Source organism: Rhodanobacter sp. MP1X3 (assembly GCF_014207165.1).
GTDB lineage: Bacteria > Pseudomonadota > Gammaproteobacteria > Xanthomonadales > Rhodanobacteraceae > Rhodanobacter.
On record NZ_JACHCO010000005.1, the window covers coordinates 110,490 to 132,248 of the forward strand.

At 61.3% G+C, this 21,759-nt stretch carries 18 protein-coding genes; 3 read left to right on the forward strand and 15 right to left on the reverse strand.

The features are described 5' to 3' along the window. Positions 1-273: 273 nt before the first annotated feature. The 4 genes from HDE79_RS14290 to HDE79_RS14305 form a co-directional block, all read right to left on the reverse strand. Positions 274-1,938, reverse strand: coding sequence for a Na/Pi cotransporter family protein (locus tag HDE79_RS14290; protein WP_184602652.1), 1,665 nt, complete (start codon positions 1,936-1,938; stop codon positions 274-276). A 104-nt stretch (positions 1,939-2,042) separates the two neighbouring features. After that, positions 2,043-4,709 (reverse strand): magnesium-translocating P-type ATPase, encoded by a 2,667-nt coding sequence (gene mgtA / locus HDE79_RS14295; protein WP_184602653.1) that lies wholly within the window; start codon positions 4,707-4,709, stop codon positions 2,043-2,045. A gap of 151 nt (positions 4,710-4,860) precedes the next feature. Then, entirely contained in the window at positions 4,861-5,115 is a 255-nt protein-coding gene (locus HDE79_RS14300; protein ID WP_184602654.1) for a hypothetical protein, read from the reverse strand. A gap of 324 nt (positions 5,116-5,439) precedes the next feature. Then, positions 5,440-6,213 carry a TetR/AcrR family transcriptional regulator C-terminal domain-containing protein gene (locus tag HDE79_RS14305; RefSeq protein WP_184602655.1) on the reverse strand — a complete coding sequence of 258 codons (774 nt, stop codon included), beginning with the start codon at positions 6,211-6,213 and terminating at the stop codon, positions 5,440-5,442. 109 nt (positions 6,214-6,322) lie between these two features. Between HDE79_RS14305 and HDE79_RS14310 the strand changes: the two genes are divergently transcribed. Continuing rightward, a complete protein-coding gene (locus HDE79_RS14310) occupies positions 6,323-7,495 on the forward strand; it encodes a membrane dipeptidase (RefSeq protein ID WP_184602656.1) in 1,173 nt (390 codons plus the stop codon). On the opposite strand, the gene cyoE is transcribed toward HDE79_RS14310, so the two are convergent. The 4 genes from cyoE to HDE79_RS14330 form a co-directional block, all read right to left on the reverse strand. Next, positions 7,492-8,394 (reverse strand): heme o synthase, encoded by a 903-nt coding sequence (gene cyoE, locus HDE79_RS14315; RefSeq protein WP_184602657.1) that lies wholly within the window; start codon positions 8,392-8,394, stop codon positions 7,492-7,494. The two genes, HDE79_RS14310 and cyoE, sit on opposite strands and share 4 nt — an antisense overlap. A 1-nt stretch (position 8,395) precedes the next feature. Beyond that, positions 8,396-9,571 carry a COX15/CtaA family protein gene (locus tag HDE79_RS14320; RefSeq protein ID WP_184603044.1) on the reverse strand — a complete coding sequence of 392 codons (1,176 nt, stop codon included), beginning with the start codon at positions 9,569-9,571 and terminating at the stop codon, positions 8,396-8,398. A gap of 14 nt (positions 9,572-9,585) precedes the next feature. Further along, on the reverse strand, positions 9,586-10,161 hold the full coding sequence (locus HDE79_RS14325; RefSeq protein ID WP_184602658.1) for a hypothetical protein: 576 nt from the start codon (positions 10,159-10,161) through the stop codon (positions 9,586-9,588). Between the two features lie 64 nt (positions 10,162-10,225). Then, the gene (locus HDE79_RS14330; protein WP_184602659.1) at positions 10,226-10,957 is read right to left on the reverse strand and encodes an SURF1 family protein; all 732 of its coding nucleotides are present in this window, start codon (positions 10,955-10,957) and stop codon (positions 10,226-10,228) included. 59 nt (positions 10,958-11,016) lie between these two features. Here HDE79_RS14330 and HDE79_RS14335 point away from each other — a divergent pair, with 59 nt between their 5' ends. Further along, positions 11,017-11,232 (forward strand): twin transmembrane helix small protein, encoded by a 216-nt coding sequence (locus tag HDE79_RS14335; RefSeq protein ID WP_184602660.1) that lies wholly within the window; start codon positions 11,017-11,019, stop codon positions 11,230-11,232. Positions 11,233-11,327: 95 nt separating this feature from the next. Here the strand turns inward: HDE79_RS14335 and HDE79_RS14340 are convergent, their stop codons facing one another. The 7 genes from HDE79_RS14340 to HDE79_RS14370 form a co-directional block, all read right to left on the reverse strand. Then, the gene (locus tag HDE79_RS14340; protein WP_184602661.1) at positions 11,328-12,338 is read right to left on the reverse strand and encodes an NAD-dependent epimerase; all 1,011 of its coding nucleotides are present in this window, start codon (positions 12,336-12,338) and stop codon (positions 11,328-11,330) included. A 113-nt stretch (positions 12,339-12,451) separates the two neighbouring features. Beyond that, the gene (gene tviB / locus HDE79_RS14345) at positions 12,452-13,729 is read right to left on the reverse strand and encodes a Vi polysaccharide biosynthesis UDP-N-acetylglucosamine C-6 dehydrogenase TviB (RefSeq protein WP_184602662.1); all 1,278 of its coding nucleotides are present in this window, start codon (positions 13,727-13,729) and stop codon (positions 12,452-12,454) included. Between the two features lie 181 nt (positions 13,730-13,910). Then, complete coding sequence (locus HDE79_RS14350; RefSeq protein ID WP_184602663.1) at positions 13,911-14,798, reverse strand: cytochrome c oxidase subunit 3; 888 nt, start codon at positions 14,796-14,798, stop codon at positions 13,911-13,913. Between the two features lie 96 nt (positions 14,799-14,894). Beyond that, positions 14,895-15,044, reverse strand: coding sequence for a hypothetical protein (locus tag HDE79_RS14355; protein ID WP_184603088.1), 150 nt, complete (start codon positions 15,042-15,044; stop codon positions 14,895-14,897). Beyond that, positions 15,037-16,653 carry a cytochrome c oxidase subunit I gene (gene ctaD / locus HDE79_RS14360; RefSeq protein ID WP_184602664.1) on the reverse strand — a complete coding sequence of 539 codons (1,617 nt, stop codon included), beginning with the start codon at positions 16,651-16,653 and terminating at the stop codon, positions 15,037-15,039. The genes HDE79_RS14355 and ctaD overlap by 8 nt, the downstream gene beginning before the upstream one ends. A 73-nt stretch (positions 16,654-16,726) precedes the next feature. After that, a complete protein-coding gene (coxB, locus tag HDE79_RS14365) occupies positions 16,727-17,689 on the reverse strand; it encodes a cytochrome c oxidase subunit II (RefSeq protein ID WP_184602665.1) in 963 nt (320 codons plus the stop codon). Positions 17,690-17,709: 20 nt separating this feature from the next. Continuing rightward, entirely contained in the window at positions 17,710-18,150 is a 441-nt protein-coding gene (locus HDE79_RS14370; protein ID WP_184603046.1) for a DUF2244 domain-containing protein, read from the reverse strand. Positions 18,151-18,464: 314 nt separating this feature from the next. Here HDE79_RS14370 and putA point away from each other — a divergent pair, with 314 nt between their 5' ends. Beyond that, positions 18,465-21,653 carry a bifunctional proline dehydrogenase/L-glutamate gamma-semialdehyde dehydrogenase PutA gene (gene putA / locus HDE79_RS14375; protein ID WP_184602666.1) on the forward strand — a complete coding sequence of 1,063 codons (3,189 nt, stop codon included), beginning with the start codon at positions 18,465-18,467 and terminating at the stop codon, positions 21,651-21,653. Positions 21,654-21,759 lie beyond the last annotated feature (106 nt).

A 21,759-nucleotide genomic window follows, 5' to 3' on the forward strand; every position in this document is an offset into this window, starting at 1 on the left:
GCGCGGGAACGGCAGGGAAAGCTGGCGGCTCCGATAAGAGCTGCCGGGCGCATCCCGAACCGCGGTGAGGCCATCAACGGCCGCCGCGTTCGGGCATCGCTCCTTACTGGAGCGTGCGCGCATGCGGCGTCAGAACGACGGCAGGGTATTCGCTGATCTGGTTCTGAGTGATCTGGTTCTGAGTGATCGACTTCTGGCTAATCTATTTCTGGAATCCGGGTCCAAGGCAGGTGTTCTCCTTCTTCATGCTGTGAATGGTGATGAGGTTCATCGTCATGGGGTGGCGCAGGATGCGGTAACCGCTTCGCGAATCAGCCGATCCTGCAACAACCCCGCGTGTTCGAGTACGGGATAAGCCAGCGCGGCCAGATGCGAGTGGATTCGCTTGAGATCACGCAGGATCCGCAGATAGACATCACCCGCGCCGCCTTCATCGCGGCGTTCGCGCAACGCGCGAATGTGCCGCTCTGAAATCTCGTTTTCCAACCGCCACAGCACTTCCTTGCGCGCGAACAGCTTCTGCGCAGCGCGCAAATCGCTGCGCAGAAATACCGTCATGCCCAGCCGCAGACTCTCCATCACGTGACCATGCATCAGCGCCAGATCCTGGATATCGTCTGCTGAAAAATCCTGCCCCCGTTGCGCCTTCTTGGCGGCAAATTCCATCAGATTGTTGGCAGTGATATCACCGATATGCTCGATATTGATGACGAAGGTCAGAATTTCCTGGGTGCGCTCGGTGTCCTCTTCGTTCAACGCTTCGCCGCCAAGACCGGCCAGGTATTCGCGAATGGCCACACCGAGGCGATCCAGCGTCGAGTCCATGCGGCTGATGGCCGCTGCGCGTTGACGATCGTCCTTGCCGAACACCTCGACCAATCCCTTGAGCATGTTTTCGACCATGTCGGCCATGCGCATGGACTCGCGGGCAGCGTTGGCCAATGCGACGTTTGCGCTGTCCAACGCACCTTCGTCCAGATACTGCGGCACGCCGGCATCGGCTGGCCGCGGTGGTTCGGGCAGCACGCGAATCAGCAGCCGCGAAAGGCTCTCGACCGGCACGATAAAGATCAATGCCAGCGCAAGATTGAAGGCGGTATGAAAATTCACCGCCATGCGCGCCGGCGAATTACCGAGCGGCGCCAGCAGCTGCATCAGCGGATGCAGCAACGGCAGGCAGATCAGGCAGCCAAACAACCGTACAAAGGTGTTGCCCAGCGGCAACCGCTTGGCAACATTGCCATGCGCATCGAACAAGGCCGGCAACGTGCCACCGATATTCGCGCCAAGCACCAGCGCCAGCGCCCCTTGTGCATCGACAACGCCAGCCGTGGCCAACGACACGATCAGCAGAACCACGGCCACGCTTGAGTGGCACGCCCACGTGAGTACCGCCGCCACCAGCACGGCAAGCACCGGCTGACTGGCCAGACTCTGCAGCACGCCGTGCAGCGCAGAGGCGTTTTCAACCGGTGCCAATGACAACACCAGCAAGTGCAGCGCCAGCAGCATCAGGCCAAGACCGATAGCGACACGACCGATGTTTTCGTAACGCGCATCGTCGCTGCGACGATGAACCACAAAGCCGGCCAGTATCAGCACCGGCGCAATCAGTGCGATATCGAACGACAGCAGCTGCACTACCAGCGTGCTGCCGACATTGGCACCGAGCATCACCGCAAGCCCCGGCGCCAGTCCAAGAAATCCGCTGGCCGCGAAGGAGGTCGCCATCATCCCTGTAGCGGTACTGCTCTGCAGCAGTGCCGTCAGCCCCATGCCGAAACAAAATGCCGCCGGACGATGACTCAGATAGCGACCCAGCCAGCGACGCAACGCACTGCCGTAGCCACGCAGCACGCCGCTGGTCACCATGTGTGTGCCCCACAGAAGCAGGGCGACGTAGCCTGCAATATCCAGCAGGATGAGGGTTCCATTCATGACACTTATCTCCGTGCGTGAACGACGCGAGCGGATCGATGCGTGACCGTCACCGTACATCGGTTGCGGCCCCGCATCGTTTCATTGCGCATTACGACGGCTGACTACAACCAGCGGCCGTAACGGCGGATGTAAACCAGCTTCATGACCTGGGTCAGCACGCAGTAGGCCAACACGGTTGCCGCCAGCCAGCCAAAATAGATGCCGGGCAGCTCGACCATGCCGATCTTGTGACCGATGCTGGCGTAGGGAATCAGCATGCCGATGATGATGATCGCCGTGGTCAAACCCAGCACCGGCGCGGCGGCCGAACTTTGCAGGAAAGGAATCTTGCGCGTGCGGATCATGTGCACCACCAGTGTTTGCGTGAGCAGGCTCTCGATGAACCAGCCGGACTGGAAAAACGCCTGATGCGCCGGGTTGTTCGCTCCGAACACGTACCACAGCAGCGCAAACGTGGTCATGTCGAATACCGAGCTGGCAGGTCCGATCCAGACCATGAAGCGACCAATGTCACCGGCATCCCACTTGCGCGGCTTGCGCAGGTATTCGTCGTCCATGCGGTCGAACGGAATCGACAGCTGTGAGATGTCGTACAACAAATTGAGTACCAGCACCTGCAGCGGCAACATCGGCAGAAACGGCAGAAACAGGCTGGCAATCAGCATGCTCAGCACGTTGCCGAAATTGGAGCTGGCGGTCATCTTGATGTACTTCATGATGTTGCCGAACGTGACGCGCCCTTCCAGCACGCCCTCCTCCAGCACCATCAGGTTTTTTTCCAGCAGGATGATATCGGCCGATTCCTTCGCAATATCGGTCGCGGTATCCACCGAGATGCCGACATCCGCTTCGCGCAAGGCTGGTGCATCGTTGATGCCGTCACCGAGAAAACCGACCGTGTGACCCTGCCGCTGCAGCGACTTCACCACGCGAGCCTTCTGCAGCGGCGACATCTTGGCGAAGATGGTGGTGCGCTTGACCAGCTCGTCCAGCGCCGCGTCTTCCAACGGCTCGATATCGCGGCCCTGCGCCGAGTGCGTAACGTCGAGACCCACTTCGCGGCAGATCTTGCGCGTTACCGCCTCGTTGTCGCCGGTGATCACCTTCACTTCCACGCCGTGGTGATGCAGCGCGGCAATGGCGGTGGCGGCGCTGTCCTTGGGCGGATCGAGGAAAGCCAGGCAACCGATAGCGACCAAGTCAGCCTCGTCCTTGACGCCATAGGTGTGCGTAACCGGCGGCTCCCGCTTGATCGCCACCACCAGCACGCGCAGGCCATCCTCGTTGAGATGGCGGGTCATCGCTTTGATCTCGTTGCGGCGCTCGTCGGTCATCGGCACGATGCTGTCGCTGCCGTCTTCGGAAGCGCAGCGCTCGGAGCCGCAGATCGCCAGCATCTCCTCGACCGCGCCCTTGCAGATCAGCAGATGCTGGCTATCGCCATTGGCCAGCACGACCGACATGCGGCGACGCTGGAAGTCGAACGGGATCTCGTCGATCACCCGATAACGCGATACCGTACCTTCGAGGTCGCGATGCTCGAGCACTGCCTTGTCCATCAGGTTTTTCAGGCCGGTCTGGAAATGGCTGTTGAGGTAGCCGTACTCCAGTGCGTCTGCTGACTCTTCGCCGTCCAGATCGAGATGCCGCTCCAGCACGATCTTGTCCAGCGTCAGGGTGCCGGTCTTGTCGGTGCACAGCACATCCATCGCGCCAAAGTTCTGGATCGCGTTGAGTCGCTTCACCACCACCTTGCGCTTGGACATCGCCAACGCGCCCTTGGCCAGGTTGGCGGTGACGATCAGCGGCAGCATTTCCGGGGTGAGCCCCACAGCGACCGACAGCGCGAACAGCAAAGCCTCGAAAAAGCCGTGCTTGTACCACTGGATGCCCAGCACGATAGGCACCATCGCCAGCATGAAGCGGATCAATAGCCAGCTGACGCTTTTTACGCCGCGGTCGAAGCTGGTTTGCACGCGCTGACCGGTGATCGTGCGCGCGATCGAGCCCAGGTAGGTACGCGAGCCGGTCAGCACCACTACCGCGCTGGCCGTGCCGCTGACCACGTTGGTGCCCATATAGCCAACGGTAGTGAGGTCGAGCGGGTTTTCATGCAGCGTGCCACTGACATGCGCGTCGATCTGCGCTTGCGTGGGCGCCACCTTTTCGACCGGCAGCGACTCACCGGTGAGGATGGCCTGGCTGATGAACAGGTCTTTCGCGGTGAGCAGACGCAGGTCCGCCGGCACCATGTCGCCGGCGGCCAGATGCACAATGTCACCAGCCACCAGTTCACCCACCGGCACCTCGATCCGCTCGCTGTGCCCATCCGATGCCTTGCGCGTCACCGTGGCGGTGTTGCGCACCATCGCCTTGAGGTTTTCCGCCGCGCGCGAGGAGCGATACTCCTGGCTGAAACTCAGCAAAACGCTGATACCGATCATCACGGCAATGATAATCGGCCCCGACAAATCATCCGGCGTCACGAACACCTGCACGATCGCCAGGATCAGCAGCACGATGATGAACGGGTTTTTGAAGGCGCGCCAAAGCTGCCGCGTCCAGTGCGGCGGCTTCTCGTGCGACACCTCATTGTTGCCATCGCGGTCAAGCCGGTCGGCAATCTGCTCTTCGTCGAGGCCAGCAGCGCTGGTGTCGAGATCGGCAAACAATGCCTCGCGGTCGCGAAACGCTTCTTGTGCCACAGCAGCGCGCACAGACGCCGAGCCGCTTTTGCCCGCAGCGGTGGGGATCACTGACTTGATCATGGTGTTATCCAGGGATGTTCTGGGAGTCCGTTCGCGCCACCGGCGAAACGGTCGGGCCATGCGCTAGGCGCAGGGCAGCGTGGCGATCGTCAGGACGAACGCCCTCGCTCCGCCCATGGCGGAGGCCACGCCTTGCAGATGGCAAGCAACTTCATGCCTGACTGGATAACAGAACTTTGTTGCGGTGAGTTTGCAGCGGGCCACGCTTGACGCGAGCTGCAGCAGCGGCGCGGGCTGCCGACAGGTCCGCTCGACGCGGCATGTCGATAACCACCGCGTTGGCCACCGGACGGCTCAGCGGTGCAGGCACGGTGATGACGCGCGCGACACGTGCCTGGTCACGACGACCGGACAGCAGAAAGGTGCGCAGAGCGCGCAAAAAGCCAGGGGTGCGAAAGAATTTCATCGCCCATCTCCTCGTATACGACGCCAACGGCGCCAAAGGAGGTGGGCCGGAGTTTCCTAGTCGAGGAAAACGCCAGCCGACCGCAGGCGGTCGCCGCAGGTAATCAGCTTGTGATGCATTGCCGGCACCCGATGCTCGCGGATGTCGACGTTGCGACTAGGGTAAACGTCCATATGCCTTGATTAGTTTGGGCAGGGTGCCGATGGGCGCATTGCGCCTATCGACTTTGCTATTGTCGTGCTGCAACACAGAGGTGTCAACCAGCACGCACCAAATTTCCACCGTCTGTGAGCTTCGCGTTCAAGTGCAGGACATCGGCCAAGTTCAGCGCTTCGCACCGGGGCGTTTCCCACCCGCACGTTTCGCTTTCCCGGGCTGTGCAAACTCAGCTTTGCGGCATTCCATGCCATCCAGCAGAACCTTCAGGCCGATGCGGAAAAGCGCCTCGGGCTCGATCTTCGCCAGCAGCTCGGCCGCGCCGCGCAGATTCGGGTAATCCGACGATTCGTCGCCAAGCCGGGCCAGCTCAGAGCCGAGCACGACTGTGGGGCGCAACGCGTTGGAGTGCGTCGACCACGATTGACGCGCTTCTTCGGCAACCATGCCGAGCAGGTAGTTGCGATAGAACGTCGCCATCGCGATGGCCTCCGGCGGAGCGAAACCCGCGTCAAGAAACGCACCGACCGCGGCATCGTAGAGTTTCATCCGGTGCGCTCCGGTCGGCGCCAACTCCGCAAACAGTCGTGGCGCGTCGCGATGCGCCACCAGCACGCGGCGATATTCCCAGGCGATGTCCTCCAGCCGCTCACGGAACGAACGGTTGCTCGCCGGCAACGCCATGCGCGCGCAAATCGCATCGGCAACCAGGCCAAGCAATTCACTCTTGTCGCGGATGTGCCAGTACAGCGCGGGTGACTTGACTCCAAGGCGTTCGGCGAGCTGGCGCGTGCTCAACGCATCCAGGCCTTTTTCCTGCAACAGATCGATAGCCGCATTGACGAGACGGTCGCGGTCGAGTCCGGCGCGACTGCCGACGGAAGCCGCCTCGTCCGGCTTGCGCGCGGCTTTGCGGCCTGCGGTCTGAATAGTTTTTCGCATGCTTGTACTCGGTATTCCGGAATGCTAATTTATCACTGATAAATTGAAAAGTACCGCTGCGTCGTTGGTCGACAAGATCAGTATTCACCACCTTACGCGAGGAAATTCCATGAGCGAACTCTGGACACGCCGCCAAGTATTGGCTCTTTCCGGCAGTGCGTTACTTGCCGCGGTACTGCCACCGCTTTCCGCCAAGCCGCAGCCCGCTGCTTCCGGCAAAACCAAGGCTTCTGCCAACCATCTCCTGGCAGCTGCGGATACCGATGACGCCGCTCTGTATCGCCAAGCGTTCGTGCTCGATTGCAACACCCTTGCCTCGATCGGCGGCCTGCTCTACGAAAAGGACCTCGCAAAGCTGCTTGGGCAGATCCAGGACTCCGGCATCAGCGCGCTGAAGAGCACGCTAGGCGGCGACCGCGGAACGTTCGAATACACCGTGACCGATATCGCTGCCGCGCAAGCCCTGATCGAACAACACCCCGAGGTATTCATCAAGGTGATTCGCCACGACGACCTGGAACGGGCCAAGCGCGAGCACAAAGTGGCGGTGATCTTTTCGTTCGAAGCGGCAACCATGCTGGAAGACAAGATCGAGCGCATCGAGCTGTTCCGCCAGCTCGGTGTACTGATCATGCAGCTGTCCTACAACCACAAATCGCCGTTCGGTTGCGGTTGCCTGGATGGCGACACCGACGGTGTCACTGAACTGGGGCGCAAAGCGATCGCCACCATGAATGCGCAAGGCGTGGCGCTCGACCTCAGTCATGCAAACACGCGAACCACCGCCGATGGCATCGCCATCTCGACCAAACCACCGATCTTCACGCATGCCGGTTGCCGCAGCGTATTCGCGCACCCGCGCAACAAGGAAGACCGCGAGATGAAGGCACTCGCCGACAAGGGCGGCGTGATGGGCATCTACATGATGCCGTTTCTGACGGTCGACACCCGGCAACCCATGCTCGACGACTTTATGCAGCACATGATCCATGCGCTCAATGTCTGCGGCGAGGACCATGTCGGTATCGGAACCGATTCTGCCTTCTTCGAAGTCAGCGATAGCGACCTGAAGGACATGGCGAAGGAAGAAGAAGACCGCAAGAAAGCGGGAGTCGGCGCGCCGGGCGAAAACCGGCCACCCTACATTCCCGACCTCAACACGCCGCGCAAACTGGAACGCGTCGCCAGTGCCCTGCTTAAGCGCGGTTACAGCGAGCGCGCAACCGAAAAGGTGCTCGGCCTGAACTTCGACCGCGTGTTCAAGGAAATCTGGACGGCCTAGATCACCGGACGCAAAATCGTATCGGCATGCGCGATGGGTCCGATCAACCAGTGATCAGCGAGCAAAAACGCGAACAGCGCCATCAGGTACACGATGGAATAGTTGAATACCTTCATCGCGAAAAACTCATCCGGCGGATTCAGCAGGCGCACGGCGTAATAAAGAAAGCCTGCACCCAGGACCGCCGCGCCGCCCAGATAAATCAGACCGCTCATGCCGGTCAATGCCGGCAATAGCGTCACGATGATCAGCAACACGGTGTAGTAGAAAACGTGCCAGCGCGTGTAGACCACGCCATGGGTGACCGGCAGCATCGGCACCTGCGCGCGCGCGTAATCGTCGCGACGAAAGATGGCCAGCGCCCAGAAGTGCGGCGGCGTCCATACGAAGATGATCAGGCACAGTTGCAGCGCGAAAGGATGCAGCGAGTCGGTCACGGCAGTCCAACCCAGCACCGGCGGAATGGCGCCGGCAAGGCCGCCAATGACGATGTTCTGCGGCGTCGCACGTTTCAGGTATGCCGTGTAGACCAGCGCATAGCCGATCAGCCCACCGAAGGTCAGCAGTGCGGTCAGCGGATTAACCAGCAGCGCCAGCACCAGCATCGAGACGATGCCCAGCGAGACCGCAAAAATCAGCACCTGCCGCGGGGTGAGTTTGCCGGTGGCCAGTGGCCGCCGCGCCGTGCGCGCCATCAGTTTGTCGATGCGCTCGTCGATCAGATGATTGAAGGCTGCCGCCGAACCCGATGCCATCCAGATACCGATGGTACCGAACACCAGCGCACGCCAAGGCGGAATGCCCGGCACGGCGAGGAACATGCCGATCACCGCGCAGAAAACCAGAAGCGCGACGACGCGTGGCTTGGTCAGCTGCAGATATTCGCGGATGTTATCCATTTCAGCGTCGTTCCGGCAAAAGAATAGGCCATGCATCACGCCACGGCTGCGTACGCGCCAGCGTCGCCAGCAGCGTAAACAACAACAGCGCAGCCATGCCATTGTGCGCCGTCGCCACCGGCAGTGGCAGACCGAACACCACGTTGCTGATGCCCAGCAGCACCTGGCATACCAGCGCCAACGCAATCGCGATCGCAAACAGGCGCAGCCCGCGGCGTGCCAGCTTGAACGACAACCCGGCGAGATAGCAGAACACCACCAGTGCACCGAACCGATGCGTCATCTGGATCGCACTGCGCGCCGCCATGTCCAGCACGCCGCCCTCGTAATTGACCCCAACGCCACGCCACAGCACGAAGCCCTGGTGGAAATCCGTCGCCGGCATCCACTGCCCGCCGCACTGCGGAAACGCGCCGGCACCATAGCCGCACGCCAGCGCAGCGTAGTTGGCCGAGGTCCAGCCGCCCAATGCGATCTGGCAGAACAGCAGCACGATGCCGACCACCACCAGCCGACGCAGATTGGCCATCTGATTGTCCAATGCACCCACGCCAGCAAAGCGCAGTGCTGCGTAGGCCAGCAACGCAAACGTGGTGATGCCGCCAAGCAGATGACCCATCACCACTACCGGTTTCAACAGCAAAGTCACCGTCCACATGCCGAGCATGGCCTGGAAGATGATCACTGCCAGCACTAGCACACTGACCTTCCACGCACCCGAGCGCCGGAGTGCGACCGCCGCGATGATCGGCAGCGCAATCGCCAGTGACGACAACAGCGACGACAGCGCGAAATCACCGCGCTGATATATGACCACGCCGGCCACCGCGAACACGGCGGCCGCAATCACCGCATAACGTGCCGAGGCTTTGCGCCAACTGGCGATCAGCGCGATCGCCAGAACGAGCATGCCCAGCGTGCCAGCCAGCACGCGATGCACCTGCTCGCGCCAGGCTTTGTCCGTTTCGAACGGTCGATCCGGATAAGCCAGGTTGGCCGCGGCAATATCGTGCGCGTGTTCGGGCCAGGTCGCCTTGCCGTAGCAGGTCGGCCAGTCCGGGCACGACAGGCCCGCGTTTGACAGCCGCACGAATGCGCCGAACATCACCAGCCCGAAGGCGAACAGGGCGGCAAGCAAGGTCAGCGCGCGCAGGGCTTTAACTGTGCGGGGAGACATCGCGGAAGTGAACATCAGTGGATCACCTTCTGCAGATCCCGCGCCAGACCGGCCGGATCGGAGCCAGCAGGATACAGGGACAGCGCGGTGCCGTTGGACTCCACCAAGACGGCGCTGACGCTGTCCGGCGTGGTCGGGCGATAACTGGCCAGCCTGCCATCGACGTCGTTGCCGAGCTGCCAGTAGTTTTGAATCGCCACCAGACCCTCGCCCGCTGGCGGCTGGCCGACATACAGCAGGCGCAGACGCGACTGGTTGTTGTTGAGCATGACGCGCGCCTTGGCCATGGCTGTCAGATCATCCAGGCACTGTACGGCGCAGTCCGGACCGGGCAGCGCCACCAGCGTCATGCGCGGCTCGCTATCGCGCCACGCATAGGCTTGCCCGTTGGCCAACTGCACGCGCAGATGCTCATCGACAAGATTCCGCTGCGGCATGATCCGTTGACCATTGCCTTTGCCGGTCGGCTGCCAGCCGGTAAACGTCAGCAGGCCGGCAACGAGGATCGGTGCGGCAAACACCAGCGCGATCAGCACCAGAAAGAATCGGCTCTTGCGTACGGCAGCAGGGTTGTTTGTGTGGGTTGGCATGAATTCGCGGAAATAATCAGGTGAGGAATAGTTGAGTCGGGTCGAGTATCAGGCGATATGAGTATCAGGGCCGACGCGGTCCGCGCTTGCGATGCAGTACGAGCAGAAGCACCACGGCCGCCAGTGCAAACGTGAACCACTGGAAAGCATACGCGCGATGTCGCGCTGGCGGCATAGAGGAAAAATCCAGCGTGTGTACGCGCACGTAGATCGACGCCGGGTCTGGATCGAGCGCCAGCATGCGCGGATACAGCGCGCGGTCGAGATCGTGGGCGACTTCGGCAGGATCCAGAAAAATGCCTTTCTTCGGCCAGCGCGTCTGTTGCGCCAGCGCGTTGCCGCCCATCTCGAAGCCGATCGGTGGCGGCGGCACGTACAGACCTTGCAACGTTACGTCGGTGGTCGGCAGTGCCGGTAACTGTGGCTCCTGGCCGGTACCGTTGCCCGGCAAAAAGCCCATATCCACCAGCAACAGCTTTGGCGTATTGCGCAGTGCAAGCGGCACGAAAACTTCCACGCCACCGCGTTCGTCGTGATTGGGGTTATCCAGCAGATAGATGCGATCGACCAGGTAGCGACCACTGATTTGCACGCGCGGAAAGCCGTCGTCTGGCGGCGCATCGGCGACTTTGGCAAAGTCCTGCCATGGTGCCGTAGCCGATGCGGCATACCGACGCAGAAGCGCTTCCTTGAAGTCGGCGCGATGCAGTTGCCAGACACCCAGACGTATGAACAGCAACGCGCCGACCACCGTCAGCAACAACGCCCACCACGACGGACGGCGAAATCCGCTCATGCGAAGTACCTGGCAGCGGCCGCTATACTCGGCGAGTCGACTTGGATCGGATCAATCACTTGGAAACCATCTACAAATCCGCGCTGGTGATCGTGCTGCTGGTGGTGATCTTCAGCCTCGGTCAGGCGCTGTATTTCATGATGACCGACAAGGACAACGACAAGCGCACCGTATGGGCATTGACGCGGCGCATCGGCCTGTCGCTGCTGCTGATCGCCATGGTTGTGTTTGGCATCTGGATGGGATGGCTGCACCCGCACGATGTGGGTCAATGACCGTGACCGGGTGATTGTACCCGGCCGCATCGATCACCGTGCCTACACCGCGACAAATCGCGCCGCGTAGCCGGCCTGACGGATTTCCGCGTAGGTCAGTCGACCGGGTAATAGTCCCGGTACCAGCGAACGAAGTTGGCCACACCCTCTTCGACTGACACGCGCGGCGTGTAATCCACCGCGGCGGCCAGAGCCGAGACATCGGCTTCGGTATCAGGCACATCGCCTGCCTGCAGCGGCAGCAGCTCCATCTGCGCCTTGCGCCCAATGCACTGCTCAAGCACTTCGATATAGCGCAGCAACTCCACCGGCTGCTCGTTGCCGATGTTGAATAGGCGATAGGGTGCGAGGCTCGTCGCCGGATCCGGCTGATTGCCGTCCCACAGCGGATTACCGACTGCCACCTTATCCAACGTGCGAATCACACCCTCGACGATGTCATCGACGTAGGTAAAGCTGCGCTTATGGTGACCATGGTTGAACACCTTGATCGGCTCGCCGGCCAGGATCGACTTAGTAAACAGGAACAACGCCATGTCCGGCCGCCCCCACGGGCCATAGACGGTAAAAAAGCGCAGGCCCGTGCAGGCCATGCCGTAGAGATGCGCATAACTGTGCGCCATCATCTCATTGGCCTTTTTCGATGCCGCATACAGTGTCAGCGGATGCTCGGTGGATTGATGCTCGGAGAACGGCATCAGCGTATTGGCGCCATATACCGAACTGGTGGAGGCAAACACCAGGTGCTCGACGTCGTGATGGCGGCAGCCTTCGATGATGTGCAGAAAGCCGGTGACATTGGTCGACACATAGATATGCGGATTCTGTGCGGCGTAACGCACGCCCGCCTGCGCTGCCAGGTTGATCACGCGCTGCGGCTTGTGCGTGGCGAACGTCGATTCGATGGCAGCGCGGTCGGCCAGATCAGCCGCCACGTGGGTGTAGTTCGGATGATCCGCGAAGCGCGCCAGCCGCGCCTTTTTCAGATTGACGTCATAGTAATCACTGAGGTTATCGATGCCGATGACGTGGTCACCGCGCTCAAGCAGTCGCATCGCAACGTGCGAGCCGATAAATCCGGCGGTGCCCGTGACAAGAATCTTCATGCCGCTCTCATCCATTTCATTAATCGGCGCGATGACGCATCGCGCCGGGTTGACTACCGCGCATCTGCCGCCGCGCCGTCACCCACTGTCTCAACAGCTGTTTGGATCGCCAATCAAAGCCGGCCATCCACCGCATCACGTGGCAGCACATATTTGACGTCATACAACACCGACGACGATTTGCCGAAGTGACGAATGCCATCGGCGCCTAGTTCCGTGAACTGGTGATGCCCGACCGCGACGATCACCGCATCATACTGGTCCGCCTGCGGCGTGCCGATCAGTTCGATGCCGTATTCGTGTCTGGCGGCCACGGCATCGACCCATGGATCGAACACATCCACCTGCGCGTTGTAACCGGCCAGCGCCTCCATGATGTCGACCACTCGGGTGTTGCGCAGGTCCGGGCAGTTCTCCTTGAAGGCCAGCCCGAGGATAAGGATGCGCGCACGCACCGGGTTGATGCCTTTGCATACCATCAGGCGGATGACTTCGCCGGCGATGTATTGGCCCATGCTGTCGTTGGTACGACGACCGGCCAGAATGACATCGGAGTAATGCCCGACCTCCTGTGCCTTGTGGGTAAGGTAGTACGGATCCACGCTGATGCAGTGGCCACCGACCAGACCGGGTCTGAAGGGGAGAAAATTCCATTTCGTGCCCGCTGCCTGCAGCACTTCCAGCGTATCGATGCCGAGCTTGTTGAACAACTTGGCCAGATCGTTCACCAGCGCAATGTTCAGATCGCGCTGGGTGTTCTCGATCACCTTGGCCGCCTCGGCCACCTTCAGCGAACTGGCCTTGTGTGTGCCGGCGGTGATGATGGAACCGTACAGCCGATCAACGAAATCGGCGACCTCGGCGGTGGAACCGGAAGTCACCTTGAGAATGCTGGTGACGCGATGCTGCTTGTCGCCCGGATTGATCCGCTCGGGGCTATAGCCGGCAAAAAAATCGCGGTTGTAGATCAGGCCCGAGATTCTTTCCAGAATCGGAATGCACACTTCTTCGGTACAACCCGGATACACGGTGGACTCGTACACCACGATGTCGCCCGACTTGATCACTGTTCCCAGCGACTCGCTGGCCTTGATCAGTGGTGTCAGGTCGGGGCGTTTGGCTGCATCGATGGGCGTTGGCACGGTAACGATATAAACGTTGCAGCCACGTATGTCATCGAGCGTCGAGCTGAAATGCAGACGCGTGGCGGAGGCCATCTCTTCGGCATCCACTTCCAGTGTTGAATCCTTGCCGGCACGCAACTCGCCGACCCGGGCGGTATTGATATCAAACCCGAAGGTGTCATAGCGCTTGCCGAACTCCACGGCCAGCGGCAACCCGACATAACCCAGTCCGACGATGGCAATCTTGGTGTTTTCCAGAGGCTGCATGCGATAAGTCCTTGGCCGCCATCTAGTTTGGCAGTGTTGCCTCGGCCTGGCGATGGCACTGCGCTATAACGGCCATCGAACGATCAAGTCGAAACGCCGGGAATTTGTTCATGGCACCCAGACCTGCAGATAGAAAAAAGCCCGTCGGGCGACGGGCTTTTTAGAATCCATACGAATGGCGCTAGAGAATATAGACAAACATGAACAGGCCAAGCCAGACCACGTCGACGAAATGCCAGTACCAGGCCACCGCTTCGAAACCGAAATGATGATCCTTGTTGAAATGGCCTTTCAGCACACGGAACCAGATCACTGCCAGCATGATGGTGCCCAGCGTCACATGCAGACCGTGGAAACCGGTAAGCAGGAAGAACGTCGACCCATACACGCCGCTGTGCATGGTCAGATTGAGCTCGCGGTAGGCCTCGATGTATTCGTGGGCCTGAAAATTCAGGAACAGGGCACCGAGCAATACGGTAATCCCCAGAAACACCAGGATCTTGCCGCGATGACCGGCACGCAGCGCGTGGTGCGCGATGGTCACGGTGACGCTGGAACTGAGCAGGATCAGCGTGTTGAGCAGCGGCAGCCCCCACGCGGGTACGGTACGGAACGCGCCGCCGATATGTTGCGGACCGTTACCGGCGCTGGCACCCCATGAGGCCGCGTAATCGCTCCACAGAAACTCGTGGGTCAATACACCGTGCCCTTCACCACCGAGCCACGGAATCGAGAACATGCGGATGTAGAACAGCGCGCCGAAGAACGCACCGAAAAACATCACTTCGGAGAAGATGAACCACATCATGCCCATGCGGAACGACGTATCGACCTGGCTGTTGTAGCTGCCGGCCAGCGACTCGTTGATCACCGAGCGGAACCAGCCGAAAAACATCGCCAGCACGCCGATCACGCCGACCGTGAGCACGGTCTTGCCGAAACCGGAATCACCCGGCTCCGCGTTCAGCCAGTGCGCCGCACCGAACACCGTGGTGAACATGACCACCGCGGCCACGAACGGCCAGTAGCTTTTGCTCGGAACAAAATACGCTTCGTGCGACTGATCCATCGTGCAAACCCCGTGGACTTCTCTTGATGACTCTACCCCGCGATGCGCCGCGGGGAACTGCAAACTGAAGAATAAACTGTGATTGCTGCGGTACGACTATTTCATCATCACGATCTGCACAAACGACAGCAGAAAAAACGCGACCACCACCGATACCAGAATCGTCACGGTGCGTCTCACACCTTTACGACGTCCATCCATCTCGTGATTTGTCAGCGGCTGCGTCATGTGGTGATGATCAGTCATTCACGTGACCGTGCGCCAGCTCGTCGTCATGAATCACCGGTGGCACGTCGAAGGTGTGGAACGGCGCGGGCGACGGCACGGTCCACTCCAGGCCCTTGGCGCCTTCCCAGACGCGGTCGGTAGCCTTTTTCTTGGAGAAGAACACGCCGTGGATCAGCACGCCGAGGAAAATCAGCTGCGAGGCGCCGAACAGAAAGCCGCCGATCGAACTGATCATGTTGAAGTTGGCGAACGCCACGTTGTAGTCCGGAATACGACGCGGCATGCCGGCCAGACCCAGGAAGTGCTGCGGGAAGAACAGCACGTTGACCCAGATCACGCTGTTCCAGAAATGCATCTTGCCCCAGAACTCGCTGTACATCCGGCCGCTCCACTTCGGCAGCCAGTAATACGTCGCCGAGATGATCGCAAACAGCGCGCCGGTCACCAGCACGTAATGGAAATGCGCCACCACGAAGTAAGTATCGTGATACTGGAAGTCGGCCGGAACCAGCGCCAGCATCAGGCCGGAGAAGCCGCCGATGGTGAACAGAATCACGAACGCCACCGCGAACAGCATCGGCGTCTCGAAGGTCATCGAGCCGCCCCACATGGTGCTGACCCAGTTGAATACCTTCACGCCGGTCGGCACCGCGATCAGCATCGTGGCGTACATGAAGAAGATCTCGGCACCCATCGGCAGGCCGACCGCAAACATGTGGTGCGCCCACACGATGAACGACAGGAAGGCGATCGACGCAATCGCGAACACCATCGCCTTGTAGCCAAAGATCGGCTTGCGGGCGAAGGTCGGGATCACCTCGGAGATAATGCCAAACGCCGGCAGAATCATGATGTAGACCTCGGGGTGACCGAAGAACCAGAAGATATGCTGATAGAGCACCGGGTCGCCGCCGCCGCCCGGATTGAAGAAATTGGTGCCGAAATATTTGTCGGTCAGCAGCATCGTCACCGCACCGGCCAGTACCGGCATTACCGCAATCAGCAGAAACGCCGTGATCAGCCAGCTCCACACGAACACCGGCATCTTCAGCAGCTCCATGCCGGGCGCGCGCATATTCAGGATGGTCGCGATGATGTTGATCGCACCCATGATCGAGCTGATGCCCATCAGGTGGACGGCAAACACCACGTAGGCCAGCGAATCGCTCTGCAGCGACAGCGGCGGGTACATGGTCCAGCCACCAGCCGGGCCACCGCCGGGCAGAAACAGGGTGGACAGCAACAGGGCGAAGGCGAACGGCAGGATCCAGAACGACAGGTTGTTCATGCGCGGCAGCGCCATGTCCGGCGCGCCGACCATCAACGGGATCATCCAGTTACCGAGGCCGACGAAAGCCGGCATGATCGCGCCGAAAATCATCACCAGCGCGTGCAGCGTGGTCATCTGGTTGAAAAAGTACGGCTGCACCAGCTGCAGGCCCGGTTTGAACAGCTCGGCGCGGATCACCATCGCGAAACTGCCGCCGATGAAAAACATCAGCAGCGCAAAAACCAGATAGAGCGTGCCGATGTCCTTGTGGTTGGTGGACATGCACCAGCGCTGGAAGAAATTCTTCGGCGCGCCGTGGTGATCATCGTGGTGATCATGGGTGGCTGCGTGGGACATGGCCTTGACCTCTAACCTGATAGGGATGCGACGACGTGAGTGACGTGTGCGAAAGCGTTTGTAAGAGCGCAGCTCAGCCTTGCTTGGCGGCAGCCGATTTGCTCACGGACTGCACCGGGGCAATCTGTGCGGTTTTCGGTGCCGCCGCCGTCGAGGCAGCGGCCGGAGCGGGCGCCGCAGCCGGCGGTGCCGACTTCGCCTGCTGGTCGGCCAGCCACTTCGCAAAATCCGGCTTGGATTTGGCGACCACCACGATCGGCATGAAGCCATGATCCTGGCCGCACAACTCGGCGCACTGGCCGCGATAGGTGCCCGGTTCCTTGATATTGGTCCAGGCGGCGTTGACGATGCCGGGAATCGCATCGAGCTTCCAGCCCAGCGCCGGCACCCACCATGAGTGGATCACGTCGGCACCGGTGATGACGAAGCGGATCTTGGTATCGACCGGCACGACCAGCGGCTTGTCGACGTCCAGCAGATAGGTATTTTCGTTGCCCACCTTGACCGCATACGGGTCCATGCCCGAGCCCAGCTGGCGCGTCTGGTCACTCTGCGTATCGAGCTTGGACATGAAGCCGACCTTGCTGATCGGCTTGCCCAGATATTCCACATAGTCGTAGCGCCACTTCCACTGATAGCCGGTCACCTTGACCGTCATCTGCGAACCGGTAGTATCGGCCCAGGAGGTGATGCCGCCGGTCGCGAAGTAGGCCAGTGTGATCAGGATGATCACCGGAACCGTTGTCCAGATGATTTCCAGACGTGTGTTGTGCGACCACTTTTCAGCGACTGCACCGCGCGATTTGCGGAAGCGGAACATCGCGATGAACATCGCGCCGAACACCAGGATGCCGATCACGACACATACGCCAAACGACCAGTTGTTCAGTTCGTAGGGAACCTGCGACCAGGTCGATGCGCCACGCTCCATGTTCAACTGATACGGCGATGGGTCCGCGCTGGCTGCCCCGCCAAACAGTGTTGATGCAATGGCCGCCGCTGCGGTAAATGATCGCCTGATGCTGCCAGATGTCATGTGTTGCACCTTTGATGAACCTACTTGCGCCGCTGGTCGTTGATCGTGGCCAGCAGCACCCTGAGTTTCTTTGACAGCTCGACGCGTTCCTGCTCTCCCAGAAAAACGCCGATCTCCATTTCACGCCCGTGCGATGACAACAACAGGCGCTGACGACCATTGCCTGGCTTCAGCAGCACACGCACCCAGTACGACTGGAATTGCGTGCAGCGCCGACTCGGCAGCAGTTGCACCTCCAGCGACGATGCGTCGAGGGTGATGCGCTCACTGCGATCGCCGGCCCGCCAGGCCACGCTCAACGCACACGAGACAGCCACGGATTCCACCAAGGCGAACAGCGGTGCAAACACATTGCCCTGCCACGCGCCCAGTCCCGCTGTTGTCAGCGCCAGTACCGCCAGTACCACGATCAGTCGACGCAGGCCTCGACGGCTGAGCGCACGATTGGGCTTGAGCCACATCGTCACACACAGCAGATCGTCGGCGACCGGTCGAAGCACGATCATAAGGATCCAGCGTGCCAGGAACATCGGGATGATAGGCCCCGGCGCGGCAGCGGGCAAGAATGCCGCGATCTGGAAATGTGACATCAATGAGGAAAAGCGGCCTGTCCACTCATTGACGGCGTAGTCCAGAACCCCATCGAAAGTTGTCCCGTGTGCCGTTGGCCAATGCAGAGTTGCATCGGAATGCGCCCGGATGACGCACGCAAAAAGCGGGCGCCAGCGTACAATCCCGCGCTCCCCTCCGCCTCCGCGGATTTTCTGACAAGCCCGTGACCCAACCTATTCTCAGCTCCGAACTCCCCGGCGACCCCACGCCTGCGCGCGCGCGCATCACCGCCGCCTGGCTGCGCGACGAAACCGAAGCGGTCAACGACCTGCTCGCCCAGGCCAGTCTGCCGCCGGTCGAGCGCGAGAAGGTCATCGACGTCGCCGCCGACCTGGTCAGCCGGGTACGCCTGCGCGCCAAGGACCAGAGCGTGGTCGAGTCCTTCATGCGTCAGTACGACCTGTCCAGCGAGGAGGGCGTGCTGCTGATGTGCGTGGCCGAGGCGCTGCTGCGCATTCCGGACAAGGCCACCGCCGACAAACTGATCCGCGACAAGCTCGGCGACGCCAACTGGAAGAAACACCTCGGCCAGAGCGAGTCGGTGTTCGTCAACGCCTCGACCTGGGGACTGATGCTCACCGGTCATCTGGTGAACCTGGCCGAGGAAACCCGCCACGACGTCACCAGCGCGCTGCGCCGACTGGTCGGTCGTGCCGGCGAACCGGCGATCCGTTTGGCCGTGCGCCAGGCCATGCGCATCATGGGCCACCAGTTCGTGATGGGGCGCACCATCGATGAGGCGCTGGATCGCAGTGCCAAGAAGGAACATGCGGTCTACCGCTATTCCTACGACATGCTCGGTGAGTCGGCGCTGACCGCGGCCACCGCCGAGCGCTACCAGCAGGATTATCGCGATGCCATCGCAGCCATCGGCGCGCGTGGCCCCTTCGCCAACCATACCGACGCGCCGTCGATTTCGGTCAAGCTTTCTGCGCTGCATCCACGCTACGAAGTGGCCAAGCGCGAACGCGCCCGTCGCGAGCTCACCGAGAAGCTGCTGGAACTGTCGCAACTGGCGATGAAGTACGGCATCGCGCTGTCGGTCGACGCCGAGGAAGCCGACCGGCTCGAGCTATCGCTGGACATCATCGGTGACGTCTTCGCACATCCGTCGCTGGCTGGCTGGAACGGTCTCGGCATCGTGGTGCAGGCGTATGCCAAACGCACGCCGTTCGTGATCGACTGGCTGATCGAAACCGCGCGTGCGGCAAAACGTCGCTGGTACGTGCGCCTCGTCAAGGGGGCCTACTGGGACGCCGAGATCAAGCGCGCGCAGGAAAACGGCCTGCCCGGCTATCCGGTGTTTACGCGCAAACCGAACACCGACGTGTCCTACCTCGCCTGTGCACGACGCCTGTTCGGCGCCGGCAGCGACCTGATCTATCCGCAGTTTGCCACCCACAACGCCCACACCATCGCCGCCGTGCATCACATCGCACAGGGCCGGCCTTACGAAAACCAGCGCCTGCACGGGATGGGCACGGATCTGTATGCCGAAGTGATCGGTCCGAAGAACTTGAACGTGCCGTGCCGTGTGTATGCGCCGGTCGGCACGCACGAGGATCTGCTGCCGTATCTGGTGCGCCGCCTGCTCGAGAATGGTGCCAACACCAGCTTCGTCAACCGCGTGGTCGATGAGAGCGTGCCGGTGCGCGAGCTGGTTGCCGATCCGTGCGAAACCGTGCGCCGCTTTGCTTCGATCCCTCACCCGCGCATCCCGCTGCCGGTGAATCTCTATGGTGAGAATGCCGCGCTTGCGCAGCATTCAACCAATGTATCCAGGAAGAATTCCATGGGCGTCAACTTTGCCAACGACAACGAACTGAAAGCCCTCGCCGACGCGGTGAACGCCAACGCCGGCCCGTGGAAAGCTGGCTCGCTGGTGCCCAACGCCAGCAGCAGCGGCCCGACCGTATCGGTGACCAATCCGACCGATCGCCGCCAGATCGTCGGCAGCTATGTCGCCGCCGACAGCTCCACGGTCGACCAGGCGATCACCAGCGCCGTCGCCGCACAGCCAGGCTGGGATCGTCTGCCCGCTGCCAGCCGCGCCGCGATTCTCGAGCACGCAGCCGACCAGCTCGAAGCGCGCCGCGGCAAGTTCGTCGCACTGTGCGTGCGCGAAGCCGGCAAGAGCCTACCCGATGCGATCGCGGAAATTCGCGAGGCGGCCGACTTCCTGCGCTACTACGCCACCATGGCGCGCCGGCTGTTCGGTCAACCCGAGCAATTGCCTGGGCCGACCGGCGAGAGTAATCAACTGTTCCTGCACGGCCGCGGCGTGTTCGTCTGCATCAGTCCGTGGAATTTCCCGCTGGCGATCTTCCTCGGCCAGGTCAGTGCTGCACTGGCAGCGGGTAACGCGGTGATCGCCAAGCCGGCCGAACAGACCACCCTGATTGGCCATCTGGCCGTGCAGTTGCTGCACGCCGCAGGCGTACCGGTCGACGTGCTGCAGTACTTGCCGGGTGACGGCGCCACGGTCGGTGCGGCGCTGACGAAAGACCCCCGCATTGCCGGTGTCGCCTTCACCGGCAGCACCGACACTGCCTGGGCGATCAATCGCTCGCTGGCCGCACGCAACGCACCCATCGCCACGCTGATCGCCGAAACCGGTGGCCAGAACGCGATGATCGCCGACTCCTCGGCCCTACCCGAGCAGATCGTCAAGGACGTGATCGCCTCAGCCTTCCAGTCCGCCGGCCAGCGCTGCTCGGCCGCGCGCATCCTGTTTGTGCAGGAAGACATCGCCGATAAGGTGATCGCCATGCTCGCCGGCGCGATGGGCGAATTGAAGGTCGGCGACCCCGGCCAGCTCAGCACCGACGTCGGCCCGGTGATCGATGAAGATGCGCGCAAGCTGCTGGTCGATCATGCCGCGCGGATGGATCGTGAAGCGGAGAAGATCGGCGAAGTGGCGATGGATTCATCCGTCACCGACCACGGCACGTTCTTCGCCCCACGCGCCTACGAGATCGCCTCGCTCGGCGTCCTGCAGCGCGAGGTGTTCGGCCCGATCCTGCACCTGATCCGCTGGAAGGGCAGCGAACTGGACAAGGTCGTCGCGCAGATCAACGCCACCGGCTATGGCCTGACGCTCGGCATCCACAGTCGTATCGATGACACCATCGACTACATCAGCAGTCACGCCCGCGTCGGCAACTGCTACGTCAACCGTAACCAGATCGGCGCGGTCGTCGGCGTGCAGCCGTTCGGTGGTGAAGGCCTATCCGGCACCGGCCCCAAGGCCGGCGGCCCGCACTACCTGCTGCGCTTCGCCAACGAGCGCACGCTCACCGTCAACACCACCGCTGCCGGCGGCAATGCGTCACTGCTGACCATTGGCGAGTAAGTTCGACGGTTGATCTGGGAAAGGCGCCGAACTCGAAGTTCGGCGCCTTTTTTGGGACTCGGACAAATTCGGACAAATGCTGCTGTGCAACCGCAACAACACCAGC